The organism is Spirillospora sp. NPDC000708 (assembly GCF_040299565.1).
In the GTDB taxonomy this organism is placed as follows: Bacteria; Actinomycetota; Actinomycetes; order Streptosporangiales; family Streptosporangiaceae; genus Spirillospora.
Window position 1 is genome coordinate 1 of the sequence record NZ_JBEPCJ010000021.1, and the last position, 22,164, is coordinate 22,164.

22 protein-coding genes are annotated in these 22,164 nt (G+C 72.8%); 10 read left to right on the forward strand and 12 right to left on the reverse strand.

Annotated elements, in window-relative coordinates:
- Positions 1 to 385: 385 nt before the first annotated feature.
- Positions 386 to 997 (reverse strand): RBBP9/YdeN family alpha/beta hydrolase, encoded by a 612-nt coding sequence (locus ABT299_RS17175; protein WP_500251358.1) that lies wholly within the window; start codon positions 995 to 997, stop codon positions 386 to 388.
- A 110-nt stretch (positions 998 to 1,107) separates the two neighbouring features.
- Here ABT299_RS17175 and ABT299_RS17180 point away from each other — a divergent pair, with 110 nt between their 5' ends.
- The 3 genes from ABT299_RS17180 to ABT299_RS17190 are packed head-to-tail and all read left to right on the forward strand — an operon-like array spanning position 1,108 to position 3,337.
- The gene (locus tag ABT299_RS17180) at positions 1,108 to 1,944 is read left to right on the forward strand and encodes a patatin-like phospholipase family protein (protein ID WP_500251359.1); all 837 of its coding nucleotides are present in this window, start codon (positions 1,108 to 1,110) and stop codon (positions 1,942 to 1,944) included.
- A 1-nt stretch (position 1,945) separates the two neighbouring features.
- A complete protein-coding gene (locus tag ABT299_RS17185; RefSeq protein WP_500251360.1) occupies positions 1,946 to 2,896 on the forward strand; it encodes a 1-acyl-sn-glycerol-3-phosphate acyltransferase in 951 nt (316 codons plus the stop codon).
- A gap of 39 nt (positions 2,897 to 2,935) precedes the next feature.
- Complete coding sequence (locus ABT299_RS17190) at positions 2,936 to 3,337, forward strand: RNA-binding S4 domain-containing protein (RefSeq protein ID WP_190865006.1); 402 nt, start codon at positions 2,936 to 2,938, stop codon at positions 3,335 to 3,337.
- 33 nt (positions 3,338 to 3,370) lie between these two features.
- Here the strand turns inward: ABT299_RS17190 and ABT299_RS17195 are convergent, their stop codons facing one another.
- Entirely contained in the window at positions 3,371 to 4,843 is a 1,473-nt protein-coding gene (locus ABT299_RS17195) for an arylsulfotransferase family protein (protein ID WP_500251361.1), read from the reverse strand.
- 216 nt (positions 4,844 to 5,059) lie between these two features.
- On the opposite strand from ABT299_RS17195, the gene ABT299_RS17200 reads away from it, so the two are divergent.
- Complete coding sequence (locus tag ABT299_RS17200) at positions 5,060 to 6,121, forward strand: DUF6745 domain-containing protein (protein ID WP_206700251.1); 1,062 nt, start codon at positions 5,060 to 5,062, stop codon at positions 6,119 to 6,121.
- Between the two features lie 11 nt (positions 6,122 to 6,132).
- A complete protein-coding gene (locus tag ABT299_RS17205; RefSeq protein WP_500251362.1) occupies positions 6,133 to 6,600 on the forward strand; it encodes a DUF8820 family protein in 468 nt (155 codons plus the stop codon).
- Between the two features lie 69 nt (positions 6,601 to 6,669).
- Here ABT299_RS17205 and ABT299_RS17210 read toward each other — a convergent pair whose 3' ends face one another.
- Positions 6,670 to 8,451, reverse strand: coding sequence for a flavin-containing monooxygenase (locus ABT299_RS17210; protein ID WP_500251363.1), 1,782 nt, complete (start codon positions 8,449 to 8,451; stop codon positions 6,670 to 6,672).
- Between the two features lie 197 nt (positions 8,452 to 8,648).
- Between ABT299_RS17210 and ABT299_RS17215 the strand changes: the two genes are divergently transcribed.
- Positions 8,649 to 9,845 (forward strand): phosphorylase family protein, encoded by a 1,197-nt coding sequence (locus ABT299_RS17215; protein WP_387032856.1) that lies wholly within the window; start codon positions 8,649 to 8,651, stop codon positions 9,843 to 9,845.
- 22 nt (positions 9,846 to 9,867) lie between these two features.
- On the opposite strand, the gene ABT299_RS17220 is transcribed toward ABT299_RS17215, so the two are convergent.
- Positions 9,868 to 10,917: a glucose 1-dehydrogenase gene (locus ABT299_RS17220; protein WP_500251364.1), complete on the reverse strand. Its 1,050-nt coding sequence runs from the start codon at positions 10,915 to 10,917 to the stop codon at positions 9,868 to 9,870.
- Positions 10,918 to 11,167: 250 nt separating this feature from the next.
- Between ABT299_RS17220 and ABT299_RS17225 the strand changes: the two genes are divergently transcribed.
- On the forward strand, positions 11,168 to 11,560 hold the full coding sequence (locus ABT299_RS17225; protein ID WP_387032860.1) for a DUF2267 domain-containing protein: 393 nt from the start codon (positions 11,168 to 11,170) through the stop codon (positions 11,558 to 11,560).
- Positions 11,561 to 11,587: 27 nt separating this feature from the next.
- Here the strand turns inward: ABT299_RS17225 and ABT299_RS17230 are convergent, their stop codons facing one another.
- The gene (locus tag ABT299_RS17230; RefSeq protein ID WP_347257006.1) at positions 11,588 to 12,397 is read right to left on the reverse strand and encodes a class I SAM-dependent methyltransferase; all 810 of its coding nucleotides are present in this window, start codon (positions 12,395 to 12,397) and stop codon (positions 11,588 to 11,590) included.
- A gap of 149 nt (positions 12,398 to 12,546) precedes the next feature.
- On the opposite strand from ABT299_RS17230, the gene ABT299_RS17235 reads away from it, so the two are divergent.
- The gene (locus tag ABT299_RS17235; RefSeq protein WP_387032863.1) at positions 12,547 to 13,608 is read left to right on the forward strand and encodes a S1C family serine protease; all 1,062 of its coding nucleotides are present in this window, start codon (positions 12,547 to 12,549) and stop codon (positions 13,606 to 13,608) included.
- A gap of 14 nt (positions 13,609 to 13,622) precedes the next feature.
- On the opposite strand, the gene ABT299_RS17240 is transcribed toward ABT299_RS17235, so the two are convergent.
- Positions 13,623 to 14,156 carry a potassium channel family protein gene (locus ABT299_RS17240; protein ID WP_387032865.1) on the reverse strand — a complete coding sequence of 178 codons (534 nt, stop codon included), beginning with the start codon at positions 14,154 to 14,156 and terminating at the stop codon, positions 13,623 to 13,625.
- Positions 14,157 to 14,228: 72 nt separating this feature from the next.
- Here ABT299_RS17240 and ABT299_RS17245 point away from each other — a divergent pair, with 72 nt between their 5' ends.
- A complete protein-coding gene (locus ABT299_RS17245) occupies positions 14,229 to 15,353 on the forward strand; it encodes a glycosyltransferase (RefSeq protein ID WP_347257005.1) in 1,125 nt (374 codons plus the stop codon).
- Here the strand turns inward: ABT299_RS17245 and ABT299_RS17250 are convergent.
- The 4 genes from ABT299_RS17250 to ABT299_RS17265 form a co-directional block, all read right to left on the reverse strand.
- Complete coding sequence (locus ABT299_RS17250) at positions 15,346 to 16,149, reverse strand: SAM-dependent methyltransferase (protein ID WP_190864982.1); 804 nt, start codon at positions 16,147 to 16,149, stop codon at positions 15,346 to 15,348. The genes ABT299_RS17245 and ABT299_RS17250 overlap by 8 nt on opposite strands.
- Before the next feature lie 159 nt (positions 16,150 to 16,308).
- A complete protein-coding gene (locus tag ABT299_RS17255; RefSeq protein WP_190864980.1) occupies positions 16,309 to 16,719 on the reverse strand; it encodes a VOC family protein in 411 nt (136 codons plus the stop codon).
- Between the two features lie 9 nt (positions 16,720 to 16,728).
- The gene (locus tag ABT299_RS17260) at positions 16,729 to 17,175 is read right to left on the reverse strand and encodes a helix-turn-helix transcriptional regulator (RefSeq protein WP_347257004.1); all 447 of its coding nucleotides are present in this window, start codon (positions 17,173 to 17,175) and stop codon (positions 16,729 to 16,731) included.
- 108 nt (positions 17,176 to 17,283) lie between these two features.
- Positions 17,284 to 19,686, reverse strand: coding sequence for an ATP-binding cassette domain-containing protein (locus tag ABT299_RS17265; protein ID WP_500251365.1), 2,403 nt, complete (start codon positions 19,684 to 19,686; stop codon positions 17,284 to 17,286).
- Positions 19,687 to 19,872: 186 nt separating this feature from the next.
- Between ABT299_RS17265 and ABT299_RS17270 the strand changes: the two genes are divergently transcribed.
- Positions 19,873 to 21,075 carry an RNA-guided endonuclease InsQ/TnpB family protein gene (locus ABT299_RS17270; RefSeq protein ID WP_190864974.1) on the forward strand — a complete coding sequence of 401 codons (1,203 nt, stop codon included), beginning with the start codon at positions 19,873 to 19,875 and terminating at the stop codon, positions 21,073 to 21,075.
- A gap of 43 nt (positions 21,076 to 21,118) precedes the next feature.
- Here ABT299_RS17270 and ABT299_RS17275 read toward each other — a convergent pair whose 3' ends face one another.
- On the reverse strand, positions 21,119 to 21,478 hold the full coding sequence (locus tag ABT299_RS17275; RefSeq protein WP_190864972.1) for a VOC family protein: 360 nt from the start codon (positions 21,476 to 21,478) through the stop codon (positions 21,119 to 21,121).
- Between the two features lie 194 nt (positions 21,479 to 21,672).
- Entirely contained in the window at positions 21,673 to 22,128 is a 456-nt protein-coding gene (locus tag ABT299_RS17280) for a carboxymuconolactone decarboxylase family protein (protein ID WP_190864970.1), read from the reverse strand.
- Positions 22,129 to 22,164 lie beyond the last annotated feature (36 nt).

Sequence of the window (22,164 nt, forward strand, 5' to 3'; positions counted from 1 at the left end):
GGACGAAGTCCATCGCGAAGCGACGCCGAAGGCGCCCTTGACTTTGGAGGGGCGGCCCCGTACGCAAGCGCCACCCCACCACCCGAACACCCTTTTCGTCGTTTATTGCGAGACCCTCACATGGCCCGTCCGATATCCGAGCAAGGTCAATGCGATGGTCTAGCGCAGGGCCGCCGCTAACGCTTTCACGTCCATCACTCGAACGAGAAAGATGATGATTATCTAACGCACCTTGTGCTGCTTCAGCCTTAGGAGCGTTCGATGCCCGGCGCCCTAAGGAAGTCCTCGGCCGCTATCCACAGCCTGTGGATTCGACTCATTGGGCGGGCGCACCAGGAGCGGAGTCGCTGCGCCAGCGCATAGACGACCTCCCGCTCTGATCATTTCAGGCCGTGGCAGCCGCCCCACTCGTGGTGCCCCCGCTGGCCCCTATCCCCGGCAGGGCCTGCAGGGCCTGGGGTAGGTCGGTGATGCCGTCGGAGGCCAGGAAGTGGCCGGCGCCGGGGACGATCTCGGCGGTCGTTCCGAGCAGGCGTGCCAGGCGGTCGGTGTGGCCGGTCGGGACGTACGGGTCCGCGTCGGAGCGGAGGATCGTGAGCCGGTCGACGTGGGCGGCGAGGCCCTCGACGTCGCAGCCGTCCGCGATGTAGGCGTCCAGTTCGGGGAGTGCGGGCAGCGGGTCGACGAAACCGGCGACGAGCACGAGGGCGCCGAGGCGCCAGGGGGACGGGAGCGAGCGCAGGTAGCGCAGGACGGTGAGGCAGCCGAGGCTGTGCGCGACGATGACCGTGCCCTCGTCGGGGGTGCCGACGTCGGCGCGGACGGCGGCCGTCCACTCGGCGGGGTCGGGGGTCTCGGGGGTCGGGAGGGCCGGGATCGTGGTGGGGACGCCGGTCTGCCGGAGCCGCTCGGCGAGCCGGCCGAACCAGTGGTCCGCGGGGGTGGCGCCGTAACCGTGGATGATCGACGCGCGCCGCCCGGATGTCGGGGTCGTCATGCCACGGGACGGTAGAGCCTCACATCGGTGTGAGGGTCAAGCCGGTGGCAAGGCGGGCCTGATTTGGGTTGGTTTCTTCGGGGATGAACGGGGGCGGCTAAGGAGGGACGGTGGCGGAGACGGGCGGGACGGCGTTCGTGCTGGGCGGCGGGGGCGTGCTCGGCGCGCACGAGGTGGGGATGCTGCGGGCGCTGGAGGAGGCCGGGGTGCGGCCCGACCTGGTGGTGGGGACGTCGATCGGGGCGCTGAACGGGGCGTTCGTCGCGGCGGACCCGGAGACGGCGGTGGGGCGGCTGACCGGGGTGTGGTCGGACGACGCGGCGCGGGAGGTGTTCGGGGCGCGGGTGTGGGAGCGGTTGTGGACGCTGGCGCGGTCGGGGACGCATCTGCATTCGGCGGAGCCGCTGCGGCGGATGCTGGACGGGCTGCTGCCGGTGCGGGAGTTCGAGGAGATGGCGGTCCCGTTCCAGTGCGTCGCGGCGGGGATCGAGACGGCGATGGGGCACTGGTTCTCGCAGGGGCCGGTGATCCCGGCGGTGCTGGCGTCATGCGCGGCGCCGGGGCTGCTGCCGCCGGTCGAGGTGGACGGGCGGCATTACTTCGACGGCGGGCTGGTGCACAGCATCCCGGTGGGGCGGGCGGTGTCGCTGGGCGCGACGAGGATCTACGTGCTGCAGGTGGGACGGGTCGAGCGGGCGCTGGTCCCGCCGAGGAGGCCGTGGGAGGTCGGGATGGTGGCGTTCGAGATCGCGCGGCGGCACCGGTTCTTCGAGGAGATGGCGGCGCTGCCGGACGGGCTGGAGGTGCACGTCCTGCCGGCGGGCGGGAAGCGGCAGAAGGCGGGCGTCGACTATTCGCAGATGCGGTACCGGGACGCCTCAGGGATCGCGGGGCATATAGAGCGGGCCTACGCGGCGTCGATGAGGTATCTCGAAGAGCAGGTGTGAGATGGTGCCTCCCCCTGTTGTCCGGCGTCTGGTCTGCACGCCGGTGCTGTTCCTGCTGACCTTGCTGGTGGTGGTCGCTTTCCCCGTCGTGTGGTTCTTCGGGGTGCTGTTCGGGCGGAGGCGCAGGCGGGTCGTCCGGTTCCTGTGGTTCGCGCTGGCGTGGGGGACGCGGGAGTCGGCGGCGGTGCTGGAGTGCGCGTGGCTGTGGTGCACGGGGCGCGGGCGCGACGAGCGGCATTACGACGTGATCCGCCGTTACGTGGCGGGCCTGTACGCGGTGGCGGGGCGGCGGCTCGGCCTGCGGGTCGAGGACGAGGGGAGCGGGGACGGGTCGAACGCGGACCGGCCCGTGATCGTCCTCAGCCGGCACGCGGGGCCGGGCGACGCGCTGATCCTCGTCCATCACCTGCTGACCGGGTACCGGCGGCGGCCGCGGGTGGTGATGAAGGGGGAGCTGCAGCTGGATCCGTGCATCGACATCGCGGCGAACCGGTTGCCGAACGTGTTCGTGGGGCGCGGCGGCGCGACGGAGCGGATCGGGCGGCTGGCGGAGGGCCTCGGGCCGCGGGACGCGCTGCTGATCTTCCCGGAGGGCGGGAACTTCTCGCCGGAGCGGCGGCGCCGGGCGATCCGCCGGCTGGCGCGCCGGCACCGGCGGCGCGACGCGGTGCGGGCGGCGCGGTTGCGGAACCTGATGCCGCCGCGTCCCGGCGGCGTCCTCGCGGCGATCGACGCGGCGCCCGGCGCGGACGTGGTGTTCGTCGCGCACGTGGGTCTCGACCGGATGGCCTCGGTCCGGGACATCTGGCGGCGGGTGCCGCTGACGGAGCCGGTCCGCGCGCGGTGGTGGCGGATCGCCGCCGAGGACGTCCCGGAGGGGCGGGAGGCGCGGATCAACTGGCTGTACGCGCAGTGGGAGCGCGCGGACGCGTGGATCACGGCGAACCGGTGATCCCGATAAGCCGTTGACGCGGTCAATAGACTTCAGGGCATGGCGGACGAGGGGACGGTGCGGGTCGATCTGTGGATCTGGTCCGTCCGGCTGCTGAAGACGCGGTCGATGGCGACGACGGCCTGCCGCGCGGGGCACGTGCGGGTGAACGACGAGCGGGCGAAGCCGGCGACCGCGGTGAAGATCGGCGACGAGGTGCGGCTGCGGCACGACGGCCGGGAGCGGATCGTGGTCGTGCAGAAGATCGTCCGCAAGCGGGTGGGGGCGCCGGCGGCGGCCGAGTGCCTGATCGACAAGAGCCCGCCCCCGCCGCCGCGCGAGGCGCTGGTGCCGATCGGGCGCCGTGACCGGGGCGCGGGGCGCCCGACCAAGCGGGACCGCCGCGAGCTGGACCGGCTGCGGGCGCTGAACTCGACGCTGAGCCGGCCCCCGGCGGACTGACCCGGCCGCGCGGCGGCCGGTCCCCGGTGCGGCTCAGACGCTGACGGCCTGGACGGCGGACCGGCCGATGACGCCGCCGTTCGCGGCGAGGGCCTCGGCGACGACGCGCGGCGCGACCGGTATCGTGGCGGCCGTCTCGAATCCGGTGCGCCGGACCGTCGCGGCGGCCGTGAGGCGGGCCGCGTCCGCGTCGGTGAGGAACCGCCAGGCCGCGACGTCGGTGGCGCCGTTCCAGCTGGCGTGCACCCGCATCCGGCCACCGGACACCGACGCGACGGCGACGGCCGGTGCCGCCGCGGGCCGCGCGGACCAGGGCGAGCGGTACGCGCGGTAGGAGCCGGCCCCGGTCATCTCCATGACCGGGCTCCCGCCCGGCCCGAACTCGATCACGGTGGCCGTCGAGCCGTAGCCGACGAGCGCGTTGCCGCCCGGCAGCATCTGCACGTTGCCCATGTACTGCCCGTAGGTCGTGCCGTCGGTGTACTCCCGCAGCAGCGTCGCCTTCCGGGCCCGCTCGTCGATCTTCAGGACGAGCCCGCGGGACGCGCCGTCGCCGACGTTCGTGATGTGGTTGTCGAAGAGCGAGATCGTGGTGGCGTCGAGGCGGCGGGCGTCGTGCTGCCAGGCGAACGCGGCGCGGGGGCCGAGCGCGAAGTCGCTGCGCGCGCCGCCGAGCCGCCACCGCACCGCGCCGGTCCGCCGGTCGACCGAGTACAGCGCGCAGGTGTCGCGCGCGGAGATCAGCAGGGTGTCGCCGCGGGCCTGCACCGAGTTGACGTGGATCGGGTCGAACGTCCTGCCCGTCGTCCCGTCGGTGTCCTTGGTCATCGGCATCTTCGTCTCGGCGATCGCGATGTGGTCGAGCGCCTTCCAGTCGAGCAGCACCTTCCCGGTCGCGATGTCGACCTCCTGGACGCGGCAGCCGTACACGTGCCCGTCGCGGGGGCCGCCGATCGGCCGCAGGTCCGCGGTGACCTCGGGGTAGGCGGTGAGCAGCGCGGTGCCGCGGTCGGTGAGCTGGAACTCGTGCAGGTCGCCGTCCATGCCGTCCCCGGCCCGGACCTCGGCGATCTTGCTGTAGCTCCGGTCGAGGACGATCCCGTTGCCGGCGCCGTGCCCTCCGGTGAGCCGCGCGCCCTCCCAGTAGGTCAGCACCGGGTCGCCCTTGTAGGTCTGTACGCGCAGGTCCGTGACGAGGTCGTTCGAGCCGCGGAACCATACCGGTTCGCCGTCGTCGTCGACGATGAGGGCGTCGGCCTGGTCGGTGCCGCGGAACGGCGCGACGAACAGCAGCCCCGAGGCGACGGCTCCGGTGCGGCGCACGGTGACCTTCGGCGGCTGCGCTCCCGGCAGCGTGAGGTAGCCGGCCGGCGCCGTCCCCGCGTTCGTGCCGGCGGCGGAGGCGGAACCGGTGGCGGTGCGGTCGAGCGTGCCGGCGGCGCCGGCCAGCGCCGCACCGCCGGCCAGCACCGTCCCCACCAGGAAACCGCGACGTGTCAGACCCATGACGGACGGTCTACGTCCCCCGGTTCAGAGTCCGGTGAAAGAACCCTGAGAGGTTCCTGGCGGCCCGCAGCCCGCCCGGGTACGAGGTGTCGGGCGCTTGGGCGCCTTGATGTGGAACGGGGCTGGAAGCCTGTGGACAGGGTGGGCGGGGGTCTGTCACCATGCGGGCATGATCGATGAAAGGGGCGTCGCCGCCCGCATCCGATGAGCGGAGCCGTGCAGCGGGACGCTGCCGCCATCCGCGATGAATGGCTGGGCCGGGCGCTGCCCGCGCGGCCCGCCGACCGTCCGGCCGCCGAAGCGGCCATCTCCGGCCTCTACCGCCTGGCCGGACTCGATCCGCCCCGTTTCCACTGGGTTCCCTCGCCGCTCGCGGCCTTCGAGACCGTCCCGCCCGGCATGCGCCCGCGCCCGGACGGGCCGCACGTCTTCGACGGGCCCGCCGCGCGCGCACTCGCCGCCTCAGCGCTCGGGCTGCGCCTCGACCTCGATGAGGTGATCAGGGGGCATAGTTCCGGCCTGGCCGGACTGTTCCGGCAGCAGGTGCAGGTTTCGCTGGCCCGCTCGGTGCGGGACACGCTGGGGATGGCCGCGCGTGCGGCGCACGACCCGAAGCGCGCGGCGGCCACCTGGTACGACAGGCTGTGCGTCTCCTGGTTCGCCTACTACGACGTCATGCGCCGGGTCGCGGGCGTTCCGTTCACGTCCGAGCAGGTCAGAGCCCTCGATCTGTGGGGGGCCGCGCTGACGTCGGCCGGCTGGTGGTGGCCGTACGAGGACGTGTGCGCGGTGTCCGAGCGGCCCGTCGCCGTCCGCACCGAGCCGTGCGGGGACGACGGCGAGGTGCGCCTGCACGCCCCGGACGGCCCGGCGATCCGCTACGCCGACGGCTGGGACGTGCACGTCTGGCACGGCACCCCGGTGCCGTCCTGGGTGGTCGGCGACCCGTCGCCGGAGCGCATCGACCGGGAGGCGAACGTCGAGGTCCGGCGGTGCGCGATCGAGCATCTCGGGTGGCCCGCCTACATCGAGGGCGCCGGCCTGCGGCTCGTCGGCGCCGCGCCCGACCCCGGCAACCCGGGCTCCGAGCTGCGGCTCTACGACATGCGGCCGGACACCCGCGTGCTGCTGGCCGTCAACGGGTCGGTCGAGCGCGACGGGCGGCGCCGCCGGTACGGGCTGACCGTGCCGGGCGCGATCGCCGACCCGGTGGCCGCGGCGGCCTGGACGTACGGGCTGTCCGCCGAGCAGTACTCCCTTCTCGCCCGCCGAACCTGAAGGTGATGACCATGGAACAGACCCTCGCGTCCCTTTCCCGGCAGACCGGTGTCACCGTGCTCGACCATCTCGAGCGGTCGATGCGCATCCCCGTCGTCGACGGCCTCCAGGCCCAGGGCGACCTGATCGTGATCCCGCTGGACGCCGTCGCGCCGGCGGTGCGGCCCGCGCCCGAAGAGCCGGCGGGGTTCGGCCTCCCCAGCCGGTGGCGGGACGTCCCGCCGGAGGGCGTCGCCCTGCTGCGCGCCGAGGCCGGCGGCAACACGCACACGCTCGTCGCGGAGCCGGGGACCTGCCGCTGGACGGCGACCGTGTTCGACGACACCCTCCTCGCGATCGGCGCGTTCACGGCCACGGAGGTCGTCTACCTGCTGCATCCCGAGCACGGCGCGTCGGGCTGCGCTCCGGGGACGTACGTCGTCCGGCGGCAGCGCGAGCACGACCGCCGCCGCGGCGGGATGCGCTTCGTCGCCGACTGACCGCCGAGTCGCGGCGTGCCGTCGTCATGGCGGCCCATGACGGCGGCACGCCGCGAGTGGACGGACGGGTCAGCGGAAGGTGAGGCCGTCGAAGGCGCCGGACTCGCGCCAGCGCTCCAGGTAGGAGAAGTAGGCGGTGGCGCCCGCCGGGTAGCCGACGTTCAGCAGCGACCACGGCGACGGCGCCTGGCCCTCGTTGTTGTAGTAGCCGGGCGTGCAGTCCGGCAGGAACCGCATCGGCGGCGGCGCGGTGCGCAGCAGGTCGAGCCAGGCGTCCTCGGCCTCCCGCGTCACCTCGACCTCGGTGCATCCGTGGTCGAGGGCGTGCCGGATCACCGCCGCGATCGTCGCGCCCGCCTCGGTGAGGTTGTGCGGGATGTTGGAGATGAGGTTCGCGCCCTGCGCGGGCTGCACGACGAACGCGTTCGGGAAGCCGTGGACGTGGGTGCCGTGCAGGGTGCGCATCCCCTCCGACCAGTACTCCGACAGCTTCACGCCGCCGCGCCCGGTCATGTCGTAGCCGGCGCGGCGGGTGTGCTCGGTGCCGACCTCGAACCCGGACGCGTAGATGACGCAGTCGACCTCGTACTCGCGCCCGCCCGCGACGACGCCGGACGCGGTGATGCGCTCGACGCCCTTCCCGTCGGTGTCGACGAGGCGGGTGCCGGGGACGTTGAACGCCTGCAGGTACTCGTCGTGGAAGCAGGGCCGCTTGCACAGCTGCCGGTACCAGGCCTTGAGGTTCCGGGCGGTCTCCGGGTCCGTGACGATCGCGTCGACGCGGGCGCGGATCTCCTCCATCTTCTCGTGGTCGGAGTCCTCGTAGACCTCCGCCATCCGCTCGAGCGTCGCCTCGCCGGGGCCGAGCGCGGCGTACCGGGCGCGGATGCGGCGGCTGAGGTCGGTCCAGCCGTCCATGACCAGGTCGGTCTCGGCGGTGCCGCCGGTCTGGTTGGAGGTGAAGTTCTCCAGCCAGCGCCGCTGCCAGCCGGGCGTCGCGATCCCGGCGAACCATTCGGGGTCGATGGGGCGGTTGTCCCGGACGTCGACCGACGACGGCGTCCGCTGGAAGACGTACAACTCCCGGCAGGCCCGCGCGAGGTGCGGGACGCACTGGACGGCCGTCGCGCCCGTCCCGATGATCGCGACGCGCTTGTCCGCCAGCCGGTCCATGGGGGCGCCGGACGGGTCGCCGCCGGTGTAGGCGTAGTCCCAGCGGCTCGTGTGGAACGAGTGCCCTTCGAACGCGTCGATGCCGTCGATGCCGGGCAGCTTCGGGACGTGCAGCGGGCCGGTGCCCATGGCGACGAACTGGGCGGTGAACGCGTCGCCGCGGTTCGTCCGGACGGTCCACCGGGACCGGGACGCGTCCCATTCCAGGTCCTCGACCTCGGTGTGGAAGAGCGCGTTGTCGTAGAGGCCGTACTGCTTGCCGATGCGGCGGCAGTGCTCCAGGATCTCCGGGCCGTGCGCGTACTTCTCGGTGGGCATGTGCCCGGTCTCTTCGAGCAGCGGCATGTAGACCATCGAGGCGGTGTCGCACTGGGCGCCGGGGTAGCGGTTCCAGTACCAGGTGCCGCCGAAGTCGCCGCCCTTCTCGATGATCCGGACGTCGGCGACGCCGGCCTCCTTCAGCCGGGCGCCGGTGACGAGCCCGGCGAACCCGCCGCCGACGAACGCCACGGTGACGTGGTCGGTGCGCGGTTCGCGGGGCGTGACGGGGAGGTGGGGGTCGGTGGAGTAGCGGGCGAACCGGCCGGTGAGCCGCTGGTACTGGGCGTTGCCGTCGGGGCGGAGCCGCTTGTCGCGTTCGGCGCGGTACTTCCGGCGGAGGGCTTCCTTGTCGATCATGCACGCTCCGGGGGCGGGGCCTGCGGGCGGGCGCGCGCGCTCGCCCTCGTCCAGAACAGAATGACATTCAGGACCGTCGGAAGGCGACACTCGTGAACGATCCGCCGCCTCCCCGGCCGTCCGGGCGAAAATCGATCACGCCGCGGCCGCGGATCGAGGATGCTGGCCATGGTGCGGAGCCGGAGGGAGGCGCCTGGATGGTCGAGGGAAGCGTGCCGGGCACGGTGGGACGGGTCACGACGGCCCCGGCGGGGGCGCCGGCCCCGGCGGTGGAGGAGCTCCTGGACGCCCTGTGCGCCATCGACGCGGACGGCTGGTATCCGGCCATCGACGTCGAGCGCCCGTGGTCGTCGGCGAACCCGCACATCACCGGGGAGTTCGCGCGGCCGGGCGCGATCCGGAACTACCTGCGCCGGGAGCTGTCGGCGCTGATCCGGGCGGGCGCGAACGTGACCGTGCGGGCGTCGCGGCGGGCGCTGCCGTTCGACGACCCGGGGTTCTTCGCCGCGCTGGACGAGGACCACGTCGACCTGCGCGGCAAGAAGCTGTTCCTGTTCGGGCCGGAGCGCATGGCCCTGTCCCTCGACCGGCTCTGGCACTACTGCGGCACGCCCGCCGAGTCGTTCCAGCGGCACGTGCTGTTCACCAACTACGCGATGTACGTCGAGTCGTTCCGGGAGCGGTTCCCCGGGGCGGAGGGGCCGGAGCGCCCCGGCGTGCAGATGCCCGCGTGGCACCACCGCACCCCCGAGGGGGACGGCGTCAGCCTCGTCGACATCGGGGTCGGGCCGTCCAACGCCAAGACCGTCACCGACCACCTCGCGGTGCTGCGCCCGGACACGATGATCATGGTCGGTCACTGCGGCGGGCTCCGCAACCACCAGCGGCTCGGCGACTACGTGCTGGCCACCGCCTACCAGCGCGCCGACCACGTGCTGGACGAGGCGCTCCCCACCGACATCCCGGTCATCCCCAACCACCGGCTCAACACCATCCTGCTCGACAGCCTCGAAGCGGCCGGGGCCGGCTACCGGCTGGGCGTGGTGCACACCACCGGCAACCGCAACTGGGAGTTCAACCAGCGGCGGACGCTCGCGGCGATGAAGGGCGCCCGCTGCATCGCGGTCGACATGGAGTCGGCGACGATCGCCGCCAACGGGTTCCGCTACCGCATCCCGAACGCGACGCTGCTCTGCGTCTCGGACAAGCCGCTGCACGCCGCGCCGAAGCTGTCGGACGGCGCGAAGTCCTTCTACGAGACGAGCAAGCGGCGGCACCTCGACATCGCCCTGGCCGCGCTCGAACGGGTGCGCCGCGACTTTCCCGACGGCCTGCCCAACCAGGACCTGCGCGCCTCCGACGAGCCGCTGCTCGGGACGGAGACCGAGCACTGAGCGGCCCCGGCAGGAGCGGGCGCTAGTCGAGCGTGATGACGACCTTCACATCGTCCTTGTCCGGCGTGAACGCGTCCTGGAACCGCTCCAGCGGGACGCGCCGCGACACGAGCCGGCCGAGCCAGTCCGGGTCGGCCTGGGCGAGGGCGCCCGCGGCCTCCGCGTAGTGGTCCAGGTTGGCGTTCACCGACCCGACGATCGCGTCGTTCTGCAGCACGATCTCCCGGTTGAGGCCGCCCGCGTCGACCGTCAGCGTCCGCCCGGCCGGCGACACGCCCGTCAGGCAGACGACGCCGTACGCGCCGGTGGCCGCCATCGCGCCGAACACGAGCTGTGCGACGCCGGTGGCCTCGATGACGATGTCCGGCTTGGCGTACGCGACCGCGGCGTCCATCCCCTCGCTGTGGTACGTCGCGCCGAGGCTCTTCACCAGCTCCGGCTTCGGCCCGTCCGGCACCTGGTCGAGGACGTGCATGTCGAGCCCGCGCTGGACGCCGAGCAGCGCGGCCAGCAGCCCGATCGGGCCCGCGCCGGTGACCAGCGCGGACCTCGGCTCGTACCAGGCGCGCTCGCCGACCTTCTCGACCTGCTCCCACGCCTTCGCGACCACCGTCGCCGGCTCCATCAGCATGCCGACGTCCGCGAGCCGCGGGTCCAGCTTCACCGCGTAGTCGGCCTCGACCGTCCACGCCTGGCTCGCGTAGCCGTCGATCTCCTTGATGCCGCGCTCGGTGTACCGGCCGTTGCGGCACATGTCGAACTGCCCGTGCGCGCAGGCCCCGCAGGGCTCCGGGTCGGGCCGCCGCACCACGCCGACCACCAGGTCTCCCTCGCCGAACCCGCTGCCGGACGGCGCCCGCCGCACCCGGCCGAGCGACTCATGTCCGATGACCAGCCGGTCACGGCCGGGCGGCGCCCAGCCGTACTCGCCCGACGCGATCTCCCGGTCGGTGCCGCAGACCCCGACGGCCAGCCCGTCCACCAGCAGCTCGCCGTCGCCCGGCTCCGGATCGGGGACGTCCAGGACCGACAGGGAGTCCTTCTGCCCGGGGACGACGGTCAAGGCGCGCATGCGGTTCTCCTTCGGCTCTCATCGGTTCCGTGCTCTTCCCCCGCGCCCGCGGCCCGGTAGCGCCAACGCTCACCTCCGTGCCCGCTCTCCCGTCCCTAGGGCCCTACCCCCGGGTCCGGATCCATGCGGACGGCACGGGATCCCCGCGGGGGCGCGGGCGATTCATCCCATTCCGGGCCGCATGGAGGCCGTGTTCACGGGCACCCCGGCAGAGAGGACCGGACGCAGGCGTACGGAGAGGGGACAGACCATGAAGTACGGGCAGTTCATCGCGACGGTCCGCGAAAACGGGGACTACAGCGGCCGTGAGGAGGCCGAACGCGTCACCGAGGCGGTGCTGAGCGTGCTGCGCGACCGGCTCACCGAGGAGAGCGCCGACCACCTGGCGGCGCAGCTCCCCGAGCCGCTGGACGAGCTGATGCGCGACCGCGACGCCGCGCGGGCCGAGTCGTACGGGTCGGCGGAGTTCTGCCGCCGGGTCGCCGGGATGACCGGCGCCACCGAGCGCACCGCGGAGTGGGACGCCGACGCCGTGCTCAGCACCCTCGCGGGCACCGTCTCCGGCGGCGAGCTGAACCACCTGCTGAGCCAGCTCCCGTCCGGGTACGCGCCGTTCTTCGGCAAGAACGAGCTCACGGACTGATCCCGGGACCGCCCGCGCCGGCCGGCCTCACGGGCCGAGGACGGCGACCGCCTCCAGGTACGTGGAGGGGACCTCGACGGTGCCGCCGGGGGCGGCTCCGGCGGCCTCGATGTACCGGGTGAGATCGGCGGTCAGCGCGTCCCGCCCGGCGGCGTCGAGGACGCCGAACGCGAGGGTCAGCGGCCCGAAGTACGCCCGGAAGTAGCCGATCATGTCGGCGGGGGAGCGGAACCGGAACCGCCACCGCCGCTCGCCGCACTCCAGCGCGGACGCGTGCGGGCCGAGCAGCCGCTCCAGGTGCTTGGCCGTGCCCCACCGGGTGGGCGCCGCGTCCCCGGACGCCCCGGCGGTGTACCGGTCGACGAGGCGGAGCAGCTCGCCGAGGAAGCCGTCGGGCGCCCAGCTCGCCAGCGCGATCCGCCCGCCGGGCCGGACGACGCGCACCAGCTCGGCGGCCGCCCGCTCCTGGTCGGGGACGTACTGGACGCCGAACGTCGACACCGCCACGTCGAACGCGCCGTCCGGGTGGGGCAGCGCCAGCGCGTCGCCGGTCTCGAAGCGCGCCTCCAGCCCCTCGGCGGCGGCGCGGGCCCGCGCGTGGTCCAGCAGCTCGGGGACGTAGTCGACGCCCGTCACGTCGGCGAACCGGCGGGCCGCGGCGAGAGCGGTGTTCCCGGTGCCGGTGGCGACGTCGATGACGCGCTCGCCGGGCCGGATCCCGGCGGTCTCGCAGAGCAGCTCGCTCACCAGGAGCCAGCGGTTGCCGACGCGGGCGTAGTCGCCCCCGGCCCAGGTGCCGCGGGCCCCGGTGTCGACCCCGCCGATGTCGTCGCGCACGGTTCCGATCTCCCCTCGATGGCGACCTTGATCGTCCGACATTCCGGGCATGGCGGACAAGGGCCGCCGAAACGCGATCACGTCGCCGCAGGTCGGAAGTGCCTTCGCGACGGAAAAGGGAAGGAGCGGACAGGGAGGGGGGAGTTCTGGTGGACCGGAACGTGAGGTTGTTCGCGGGGGCCCTGGCGGGGACGGCGCTGCTGCTGGCGGGCTGCGGCGGGGGAGGCGACGGCGGGAAGGCGCGGACGGCCGCCGCGGCGGCGCCCTCGCCGACCGGCGGAGCGGCGCAGCTCCAGCAGCAGTACGAGCAGGTCGTCTCGTCCGTGCTGCCCTCCGTCGTGAAGATCGAGACCGACCAGGGCGAGGGGTCCGGCGTCGTCTACGACGACAAGGGCGACATCGTCACGAACGCGCACGTCGTCGCGGGCGCCAAGCAGATCCGGGTGACGGCCTCCAGCGGCGGCAGCCCGCTGAAGGCGAACCTCGTCGGCTCCTTCGTCGCCGACGACCTCGCGGTGGTGAGGGCGGCCGGCGGCACCCTGCGCCCGGCCGCGTTCGGGGACTCCGCCCAGGCCAGGGTCGGGCAGATCGTGCTGGCCATGGGTAACCCGCTCGGCCTCGCCGGGAGCGTGACGAACGGGATCGTCTCCGCGCTGAACCGGACGGTGTCCACCAAGCAGGAGGGCGCGTTCCCCGGCGCGACGATCGGCGACGCGATCCAGACCAGCGCGCCCATCAACCCCGGCAACAGCGGCGGCGCGCTCGTCACGCTGGACGGGCAGGTCATCGGCATCCCGACCGCCGCCGCGTCCGACCCGCAGATCGGCGGGGCCGCCGCGGGCATCGGGTTCGCGACGCCGAGCGACACCGTCAAGAAGATCGCCCCGCAGCTGATCCGGAACGGGAAGGTGGCGCAGTCCGGGCGGGCCGCGATCGGCGCGACCGTCCGCACGATCGTCGACCCGAGCAGCGGCGAGAAGACCGCGGTCGCCGTGGTGGACGTGACGAAGGGCGCCGGTGCCGACAAGGCCGGGATCAAGGCCGGCGACCTGATCCTCTCAGTGAACGGCACCCCGACGCCCGACCAGACGGCGCTGGCCGCCGTCCTGGCCGGGCTGAAGCCAGGCCAGACCGTGAAGGTCCGGATCCAGGAGCCGAGCGGGTCGAAGAAGGACGTCCAGGTCAAGCTGGGCGAGCTGCCCGGCGGCTGACGCCGGGCCGCCGGTCATCCGTGAACGTCCGGGCGTCCGGTGCGGTCGCGCCGCTCCGCGCCCCTGCGCGCGGCCTCCAGGAGCACCCGCCCGACGGCGCCGAGGAACACCAGGTCACCGAGCATCTGCACGGTCGTCAGGATCCGCGCCGCCGTCGACACGGGCACGATGTCGCCGAATCCGACGGAGGAGAACACCGTCACGGTGAAGTAGAGGGAGTCCACCTTCGACAGCCGCTCGGAGAAGTGGCCCGTCCCGCCGCTGTCCATCAGCAGGTACGACGAGGCGAACAGCAGCAGGAACACGACGAGCGACGTCACCAGCGCCTCCATGGCGCGCAGCCAGGGCGACGGCGAACGGACGATCGACCGCGCCTGCCAGCCGGTGAGCACCCCGAGACCCGCCAGCGACCCGACCAGCGCCAGCGCGGAGGCGGCCCCGAACCGCACGTCCAGCGGCGCCACCGCGTACAGGGCCACCATGCAGGCCGAGATCACCAGCATGCGCGCGACCGTCCGGACGAGCGGCCGGCGCCAGGGAGCGTCCACACCCTGTGGATGCCCATCTTCACGCTCCGTGATGCTGGACGATCACCACCGCCGGATGCGAGGCTGCCGGACGTGCTGATCCTGGGCGTACTGGCACTGGCCTCCCTCGCGGCCTGGCTGTACCTGGCCGTCGCCCACGGCGGCTTCTGGCGCACCCGGACCGGCGTCCCCGACACCGCCGGCCCCCGCGCCGACCCGCCCGCGTGGCCGCACGTCACCGCCGTGATCCCGGCCCGCGACGAGGCCGCCGTCCTGCCCGGCACGCTCCCGACCGTCCTCGCGCAGCGCTACCCCGGCCGCTTCGACGTCGTCGTCGTGGACGACGCCAGCGGCGACGGCACCGCCGAGACCGCCGCCCGGCTCGGCGCGTCCCGGGTCGTCCGGGCCCGCGAGCGGCCCGCCGGCTGGGCGGGCAAGGTGTGGGCGATGTCCGAGGGCGTCCGGGCCGCCGGCGAGCCCGACTTCTACCTGTTCACCGACGCCGACATCGCCTACGCGCCCGGCACGCTCGCCCGCCTCGTCCGCGCCGCGCACGACCGCGACCTCGTGTCCCGGATGGCCGCCCTCAGCACCGCCACCGCCTGGGAACGCTGGATCGTCCCGGCCTTCGTGTACTTCTTCGCGCAGCTCTACCCGTTCCGCCGCGTCGCCCGGGGCCGCCGCACCGCCGCCGCGGCCGGCGGCTGCATGCTCGTCCGCCGCGAGACGCTGGAGGCGGCGGGCGGGCTCGCCGCGATCCACGGCGCGCTCATCGACGACGTCGCGCTCGGCCGCCTGCTCAAGCGCGCCGGCGCCCGCTGCCGCCTCGACCTCGACCGGGACGTGGTCAGCCGCCGCCCCTACCCGCACCTGCGCGACCTGTGGGCCATGATCACCCGCAGCGCCTACCACCAGCTCCGCTACTCGCCCGCGCTGCTGCTCGGCACCGTCCTCGGGCTGCTGCTGGTGTACGCCGTCCCGCCCGTCGCGGCGCTCGCCGGGCTGGCGGCCCTCAGCCCCCTGCCCGCCGCCGCGGGCCTCCTCGCGTGGGCGCTGATGACCGCCACCTACGTCCCGATGCTGCGCTTCTACGGCCTTTCGCCGCTGAGAGCGCCGGCGCTGCCGCTGATCGCGCTCATGTACGCCGCGATGACCGTCGACTCCGCCCGCCTCCATTGGAAAGGCCGCGGCGGGGCGTGGAAAGGGCGCGTCAGGTGACGGCGGGTTTCCGCGCAACGCCGCAGAAAGCCGTCACCTCCGCGGGGCTGCCCCACGGAGTGGCCTCCGGACGCCATTGCGACACCGACACCACACCGGGTTCCAGCAGTTCCAGGCCGTCGAAATAGGCCGCGATCTGCTCGGGGGTGCGGAGCTTGTAAGGGTCGCCCGCTTCCGCGCGCGTCTGCTCCGCCTGAGCGGCCGCCTCCGGATCCACCTTGTCGGTGCCGTCCTCCAGAACGAGGAAACTGCCCGGCGCCAGCGCTCCGACGAGCCGGTCGCGGATCGCCCGCGCCTCCGCGTCGTCCCATACGTTCCCGAGAATGCCCAGCATCATCAGCGCGACCGGACGGCCGAGATCGAGCGTCCGCGACGCCCGTTCGAGAATGGCGTCCGGGTCCCGGACGTCCGCGCTGATGTAGTCGCACGCGCCCTCCGGAGTGCTGCTGAGCAGGGCGCGGGCATGCGTCAGGACGAGCGGGTCGTTGTCCACGTAGACGATCCGGCAGCCCGCGTTCACCCGCTGCGCGACCTCGTGGGTGTTGTCCACCGTCGGCAGGCCGGTGCCGATGTCGAGGAACTGCGCGATACCCGCCTCGCCCGCCAGATACCGCACCGCGCGCCCGAGGAACGCCCGCGAGTGGCGCGCCACGTCCACGATTCCCGGATACACCGCGCGGACCTGCTCGCCGACCTCCCGGTCGACCGGATAATTGTCCTTGCCGCCCAGCCAGTAGTTCCAGACGCGCGCCGAATGCGGAACGCTCGTGTCGATGACCGGCCCGTCCGCTGCCATGAACGACGCCCTTCCCTCGGGGATTCCGCCCAAAATTACCGCACCCCCCGAACCTGGGCGGCCCGCGATAATACGGCGTCCCCACGCCTTTCCTGGAAAAGAACGGCGCACCTGCAGCGCTCCGGCACCCGCACCGGCCGCTTCCGGCCGGGCGGGTTGTCAGCGGGTCTGCTGGATGCGGATGAGGTTGCCGGCCGGGTCGCGGACCGCGCAGTCCCGCACGCCGTACGGCTGCTCGGCCGGCTCCTGGACGATGTCGGCGTTCCCCGCCTGGAGCCGCTTGAAGGCGCCGTCGAGGTCGGGCGTGGCCAGCTGGATGATGGCGTAGGTGCCCTTGGCCATCATCTCCGCGATGGTGCGGCGCTCGTCCTCGGTGACGCCGGGGTCGGCGGCCGGCGGGTGCAGGACGATGGCCGTGCCCGTCCCGCCGGGCGGCCCGACCGTGATCCAGCGCATCCGCCCGCTGCCGACGTCCAGCCGGACCTCGAAGCCGAGGACGTCCCGGTAGAAGGCCAGGGACGCCTCCGGGTCCTCGTGCGGGAGGAACGTCGAATGGATGGCGATGTCCATGCGGCCAGGCTAACCCGGCGGCCCGCCCGGGCCCGGCGACCTGCTCCGCACCGGCCGCGTCACCTGCTTCGCCACGCACGACGGCAGCTCGCCCGGCGCGTCCGCCGCCCGCCGCCGGTACACGCTGGGCGGCATCCCGACGAGCTCGGTGAACCGGGTGCTGAACGTGCCGAGCGACGAGCAGCCGACCTCGAAGCACACCTCGGTGACGCTGAGGTCGCCGCGCCGCAGCAGCGCCATCGCCCGCTCGATGCGCCGCGTCATCAGGTAGGAGTAGGGCGACTCGCCGTAGGCGGCGCGGAACTCGCGGCTGAGGTGCCCCGCCGACATGTTCACGCCCCGGGCGAGCGCCTCGACGTCGAGCGGCCGCGCGAACTCCCGGTCGATCCGGTCCCGGACGCGCCGCAGCCGCGCCAGGTCGAGAAGGCGCTGCTCCGAGGCGGGTTTGCGGGCCACACCCGGATCGTACGTCCCGCCGGTGACATCCCCGGGACGCCGCCGGGCCCCGCGGCGCCCCGCCCCGCGCCGGAGGCGGCCGAGGACGTCCGCGAGGCCCATGGCCGGTCAGGCGCCGACGTAGGCGGCGAGGTGCTTCCCGGTGAGGGTGGAGCGGGCGGCGACGAGGTCGGAGGGTGGTCCCTCGAACACGATCCGCCCGCCGTCGTGCCCGGCGCCGGGACCGAGGTCGATGATCCAGTCGGCGTGCGCCATCACGGCCTGGTGGTGCTCGATGACGATCACGGACTTGCCGGCGTCGACGAGCCGGTCCAGCAGCCCGAGCAGCTGCTCGACGTCGGCGAGGTGCAGGCCCGCGGTCGGCTCGTCGAGGACGTACACGCCGCCGTCCTCGCCCATGTGGGTGGCGAGCTTGAGCCGCTGCCGCTCCCCGCCGGACAGCGTGGTGAGCGGCTGCCCGATGCCGAGGTACCCGAGCCCGACGTCGGCGAGCCGCCGGAGGATCCTGTGCGCGGCGGGCAGCCGCGCCTCGCCGGCGCCGAAGAACTCCTCGGCCTCCGCGACCGGCATCGCGAGGACCTCGGCGATGTCGCGGCCGCCGAGGCGGTAGTCCAGCACCGCCTCCTGGAACCGCTTGCCCTCGCACTCCTCGCAGGTCACGGCGACCCCGGCCATCATCGCGAGGTCGGTGTAGACGACGCCGGCGCCGTTGCAGGCGGGGCAGGCGCCCTCGGAGTTCGCGCTGAACAGCGCGGGCTTCACCCCATTCGCCTTCGCGAACGCCTTGCGGATGGGGTCGAGCAGCCCGGTGTAGGTCGCCGGGTTGCTGCGCCGCGAGCCGCGGATCGCGCCCTGGTCGATCGCCACCACGCCCGCGCCCGCCGGGATCGACCCGTGCACGAGCGAGCTCTTGCCGGACCCGGCGACGCCCGTGACGACGGTGAGCACCCCGAGCGGGATGTCGACGTCCACGTCCTGCAGGTTGTGCGTCGACGCGCCGCGGATCTCCAGCTTCCCGGTGGGCTCGCGCACCGTCTTCTTCAGCGCGGCCCGGTCGTCGAGGTGGCGGCCGGTGACGGTGCCGGACGCGCGCAGCCCCTCGACGGTGCCCTCGAAGCAGACCGTGCCGCCGTTCGTACCGGCGCCGGGACCGAGGTCGACGACATGGTCGGCGATCGCGATCGCCTCCGGCTTGTGCTCCACGACGAGCACGGTGTTGCCCTTGTCCCGCAGCCGCAGCAGCAGGCCGTTCATCCGCTGGATGTCGTGCGGGTGCAGACCGATCGTCGGCTCGTCGAAGACGTAGGTGACGTCGGTGAGCGACGACCCGAGGTGCCGGATCATCTTGACGCGCTGCGCCTCGCCGCCCGACAGCGTGCCCGAGGGCCGCTCCAGGGACAGGTAGCCGAGCCCGATCTCCACGAACGAGTCGAGGGTGTGCGCCAGCTTCCCGAGCAGCGGCGCGACGGACGGCTCGTCCAGCCCGCGGACCCACGCGGCCAGGTCGCTGATCTGCATCGCGCACGCGTCGGCGATGCCGATTCCATCGATCTTGGACGACCGGGCCGCCTCGGTGAGCCGCGTGCCGCCGCAGTCCGGGCAGACGGTGAACGTCGTCGCCCGCGTCACGAACGCCCGGACGTGCGGCTGCAGCGAGTCGACATCCTTGGACAGCATCGACTTCTGGATCCGCGGGATCAGGCCCTCGTAGGTCAGGTTGATCCCGTCGACCTTGATCTTGGTCGGCTCCCGGTGGAGCAGGTCGTCCAGTTCCTTCTTGGTGTACTCGCGGATCGGCTTGTCCGGGTCGAAGTAGCCGCAGCCGCGGAAGATCCGCCCGTACCAGCCGTCCATGCTGTACCCGGGGATCTTGAGCGCGCCCTCGTTCAGCGACTTGTCCTCGTCGTACAGCTCGGCGAGGTCGATGTCGGAGACCGTCCCGCGGCCCTCGCAGCGCGGGCACATCCCGCCGGTGATCGTGAAGCTGCGCTGCTCCTTCACCGTCTTGCCGCCGCGCTCGTACTTGACGGCGCCGCCGCCGCTGATCGACGCGACGTTGAAGGAGAACGCCTGCGGCGACCCGATGTGCGGCCGCCCGAGCCGGCTGAACAGGATCCGCAGCATCGCGTGCGCGTCGGTGGCGGTGCCGACCGTCGAGCGGGGGTCGGCGCCCATCCGCTGCTGGTCGACGATGATCGCCGTGGTCAGCCCCTCCAGGACGTCGACGTCGGGCCGCGCCTGCGCCGGCATGAAGCCCTGCACGAAGGTGCTGTACGTCTCGTTGATCATCCGCTGCGACTCGGCGGCGATCGTGTTGAACACCAGCGAGGTCTTGCCGGACCCGGAGACGCCGGTGAACACCGTCAGCCGGCGCTTCGGGATCTCGATGCCGACGTCCTTGAGGTTGTTCTCGCGGGCGCCGTGCACGCGGATCAGGTCGTGGCTGTCGGCGACGTGCGGCGCGTTGCGCGGCGCGGCGTCCGGCTCGTCCGCGCTGGTGGTCGTGCTCATGGTCTCTCCATCGGGTCGGCGGGCCCGGGAGGGGCGGGCCGCGTCGGTGTCGCCTGCTCGGTCCGACAGTATGTCCGGTTCGCTCCCGGAGAGGAGTTTGGACTCCGTCAGGTGTCACCCGGTGCCTGCGGCCCCTGGCATCCGAAAGCCCTTACATGCACTCGGTCATTCTGTAACGTCATGGCCATGCGGACGGCGTACAAGTGCCGGGCCTATCCCGACACCGAGCAGGCTGCCCTCTTCGGGCGCACATTCGGCTGCGTACGCCTGGTGTGGAACCTGACGCTCGCCGAACGGCATCGCGCTTGGCGGTCTGAGGGGAAGCGCACCTCCTACAAGGAGACCGACGCCGCGCTCACCGGTTGGAAGAAGACCGGAGAGTTGGCGTTCCTCGCCGAGGTCTCCTCCGTTCCATTGCAGCAGGCGCTGCGGCACCAGCATGTCGCGTTCGCCAACTTCTTCGCCGGACGCGCCCGCTATCCCCGCTTCAAGACCCGAAACTCCCGCCAGTCCGCGCACTACACGCGCTCGGCGTTCCGGATGCGCAAGGGTGAGTTGTGGATGGCAAAGACCACCGCACCGCTGGCGTTCGTGTGGTCCTTTGATGAGGTGGACCTGGCGGCACTGGAACCGACGATGGTGGTGATCTCGAGGGAGCCTGACGACCGCTGGTACGTCACCTTCGCCGTCGATGCCCAAGCCCCCGCCCCCATGGATGCCGCCGGGCATCAGATCGGCATCGACCTGGGGGTCAAGGACTTCGCGGTGACCTCCGACGGGGACCGCATCGCCAACCCCCACCATCTGGAGAAGAAGCAGCGAAACCTTGCGCGCTACCAGCGGCGCATGGCCCGTAAACAGCCCGGTTCGGTCAATCGCCGCAAGGCCAAGGCCAAGGTCGCCCGCGCTCACCGCAAGGTCCGCAACGCCCGCGCCGACTTCCTGCACCGCACCAGCACCAGCCTCGTCCAAAAGGCGGACGTGATCGTGGTCGAGGACCTCGCGGTCGCCAACATGGTTCGCAACCGCAGCCTCGCCCGCACCATCTCCGACTGCGGATGGCGCGAGTTCCGGCGGCAGTTGGAGTACAAATGCGAGCGGGCCGGGCGCACCCTGGTGGTGGTCGACCGCTGGTATCCCTCGTCCAAGACCTGCTCGCACTGCGGGCACCTGCTGGCCGAGTTGAGCCTTTCCACCCGGGCATGGACGTGTCCGGGCTGCCGCACCCGGCATGACCGGGACGTCAACGCGGCCAAGAACATCCTTGCGGCTGGTCGAGCCGTAGCCGGGGGCGCCCCCGGCGATGTCTGTGGAGCTGATGTCAGACGGCAAGGGTCCCCCCTTCCGCAGTCGGCTGCGAAGCAGAAACACCCACAGCGCGAGCCGTAGGGATCTCCTCCCTTAAGGGAAGAAGAAAGTCAATTGTCCTGGATCAGCCCTTGTCCTGGATCAGCCCGAGGACGTTGCCGTCGGGGTCGGTGAAGGTGGCCACCAGGCGGCCGCCGCCGACGTCGCGCGGGGCGTCCTGCACGGCCGCGCCCGCCGCCGTCACCTCGGCCAGCTTCGCCTCGATGTCCGCGACGTGCCAGTACGCCACCGGCGACGTCATCTTCTGCGGCCCGCCGGCCGGCACCAGCCCGATGTGCTGGCCCTCGGCGTCGTAGCCGACGTAGTACTCCGAGTCGGCCGTCGGGGCGGCGCCGAGCAGCGCGGTGTAGACCGCCTTGGCGGCCGCCAGGTCGGACACGGGGTGCAGGACCGTCTTGATCCCCTGGGTGGAAGACTCGCTCATGATCGCTCCTCGGTTCTCGTGCGGGGCGCCCCCGTCCGGGGCGCCCGTGCCGGTCACGCTAGTTCCGGCTCGGTCATCGGTGCTTCTCGATTCCTGACCGGTCTGGTCAGCCGTCCCACCTGCGACGACGCCGCCCGGCGGTGCCGCCCGGCGAGCGAGGCCGCCCGGCGGTGCCGCCCGGCGAGCGAGGCCGCTCAGCCCCAGGCGCCGGCGATCTGCCGGGTGGTGGCGTTCAGCCGGTTGAACATGTTGGTGACGCCGATCATCAGGACGATCGCGGCCAGCTGCTTCTCGTCGAAGTAGGTGGCGGCGGCGTCCCAGACCTCGTCGCTCACCGCGTCGGGACGGTCCGCGAGGCGCGTCGCGGCCTCCGCCAGCTCCAGCGCGGCCCGCTCCTCCTCGCTGAAGTACGGGGCCTCCCTCCACGCGGCGACCAGCGCCAGCCGCTCGTCGCTCACGCCCGCCTTCCGGGCCGTCTTGGCGCCGGCGTCGACGCAGGCGCTGCACCCGTTGATCTGGCTGACCCGCAGGTGCACCAGCTCCAGCGTCTGCTCGTCCACCCCGCCGGAGTGCACGGCCTTGAAGACCTCCTGGATCGGCTTCATCGCGCTGGACAGGACGACGGCGGGGTTCTGCATCCGGGACTGCATCTCGGTCTCTCCCTGTTTCGTGGCCGGTGCCCCGTT

Excerpts from the sequence above, each read along its gene's own strand:
- ABT299_RS17275 (WP_190864972.1), bottom strand. The coding sequence starts at position 21,478 with ATGAGCGAGTCTTCCACCCAGGGGATCAAGACGGTCCTGCACCCCGTG.
- ABT299_RS17220 (WP_500251364.1), bottom strand. The coding sequence starts at position 10,917 with ATGCGCGCCTTGACCGTCGTCCCCGGGCAGAAGGACTCCCTGTCGGTC.
- ABT299_RS17210 (WP_500251363.1), bottom strand. The coding sequence starts at position 8,451 with ATGATCGACAAGGAAGCCCTCCGCCGGAAGTACCGCGCCGAACGCGAC.
- ABT299_RS17195 (WP_500251361.1), bottom strand. The coding sequence starts at position 4,843 with ATGGGTCTGACACGTCGCGGTTTCCTGGTGGGGACGGTGCTGGCCGGC.
- ABT299_RS17215 (WP_387032856.1), top strand. The coding sequence starts at position 8,649 with ATGGTCGAGGGAAGCGTGCCGGGCACGGTGGGACGGGTCACGACGGCC.
- ABT299_RS17265 (WP_500251365.1), bottom strand. The coding sequence starts at position 19,686 with ATGAGCACGACCACCAGCGCGGACGAGCCGGACGCCGCGCCGCGCAAC.
- ABT299_RS17205 (WP_500251362.1), top strand. The coding sequence starts at position 6,133 with ATGGAACAGACCCTCGCGTCCCTTTCCCGGCAGACCGGTGTCACCGTG.
- ABT299_RS17225 (WP_387032860.1), top strand. The coding sequence starts at position 11,168 with ATGAAGTACGGGCAGTTCATCGCGACGGTCCGCGAAAACGGGGACTAC.
- ABT299_RS17280 (WP_190864970.1), bottom strand. The coding sequence starts at position 22,128 with ATGCAGTCCCGGATGCAGAACCCCGCCGTCGTCCTGTCCAGCGCGATG.
- ABT299_RS17185 (WP_500251360.1), top strand. The coding sequence starts at position 1,946 with ATGGTGCCTCCCCCTGTTGTCCGGCGTCTGGTCTGCACGCCGGTGCTG.
- ABT299_RS17175 (WP_500251358.1), bottom strand. The coding sequence starts at position 997 with ATGACGACCCCGACATCCGGGCGGCGCGCGTCGATCATCCACGGTTAC.
- ABT299_RS17270 (WP_190864974.1), top strand. The coding sequence starts at position 19,873 with ATGCGGACGGCGTACAAGTGCCGGGCCTATCCCGACACCGAGCAGGCT.
- ABT299_RS17190 (WP_190865006.1), top strand. The coding sequence starts at position 2,936 with ATGGCGGACGAGGGGACGGTGCGGGTCGATCTGTGGATCTGGTCCGTC.
- ABT299_RS17250 (WP_190864982.1), bottom strand. The coding sequence starts at position 16,149 with ATGGCAGCGGACGGGCCGGTCATCGACACGAGCGTTCCGCATTCGGCG.
- ABT299_RS17255 (WP_190864980.1), bottom strand. The coding sequence starts at position 16,719 with ATGGACATCGCCATCCATTCGACGTTCCTCCCGCACGAGGACCCGGAG.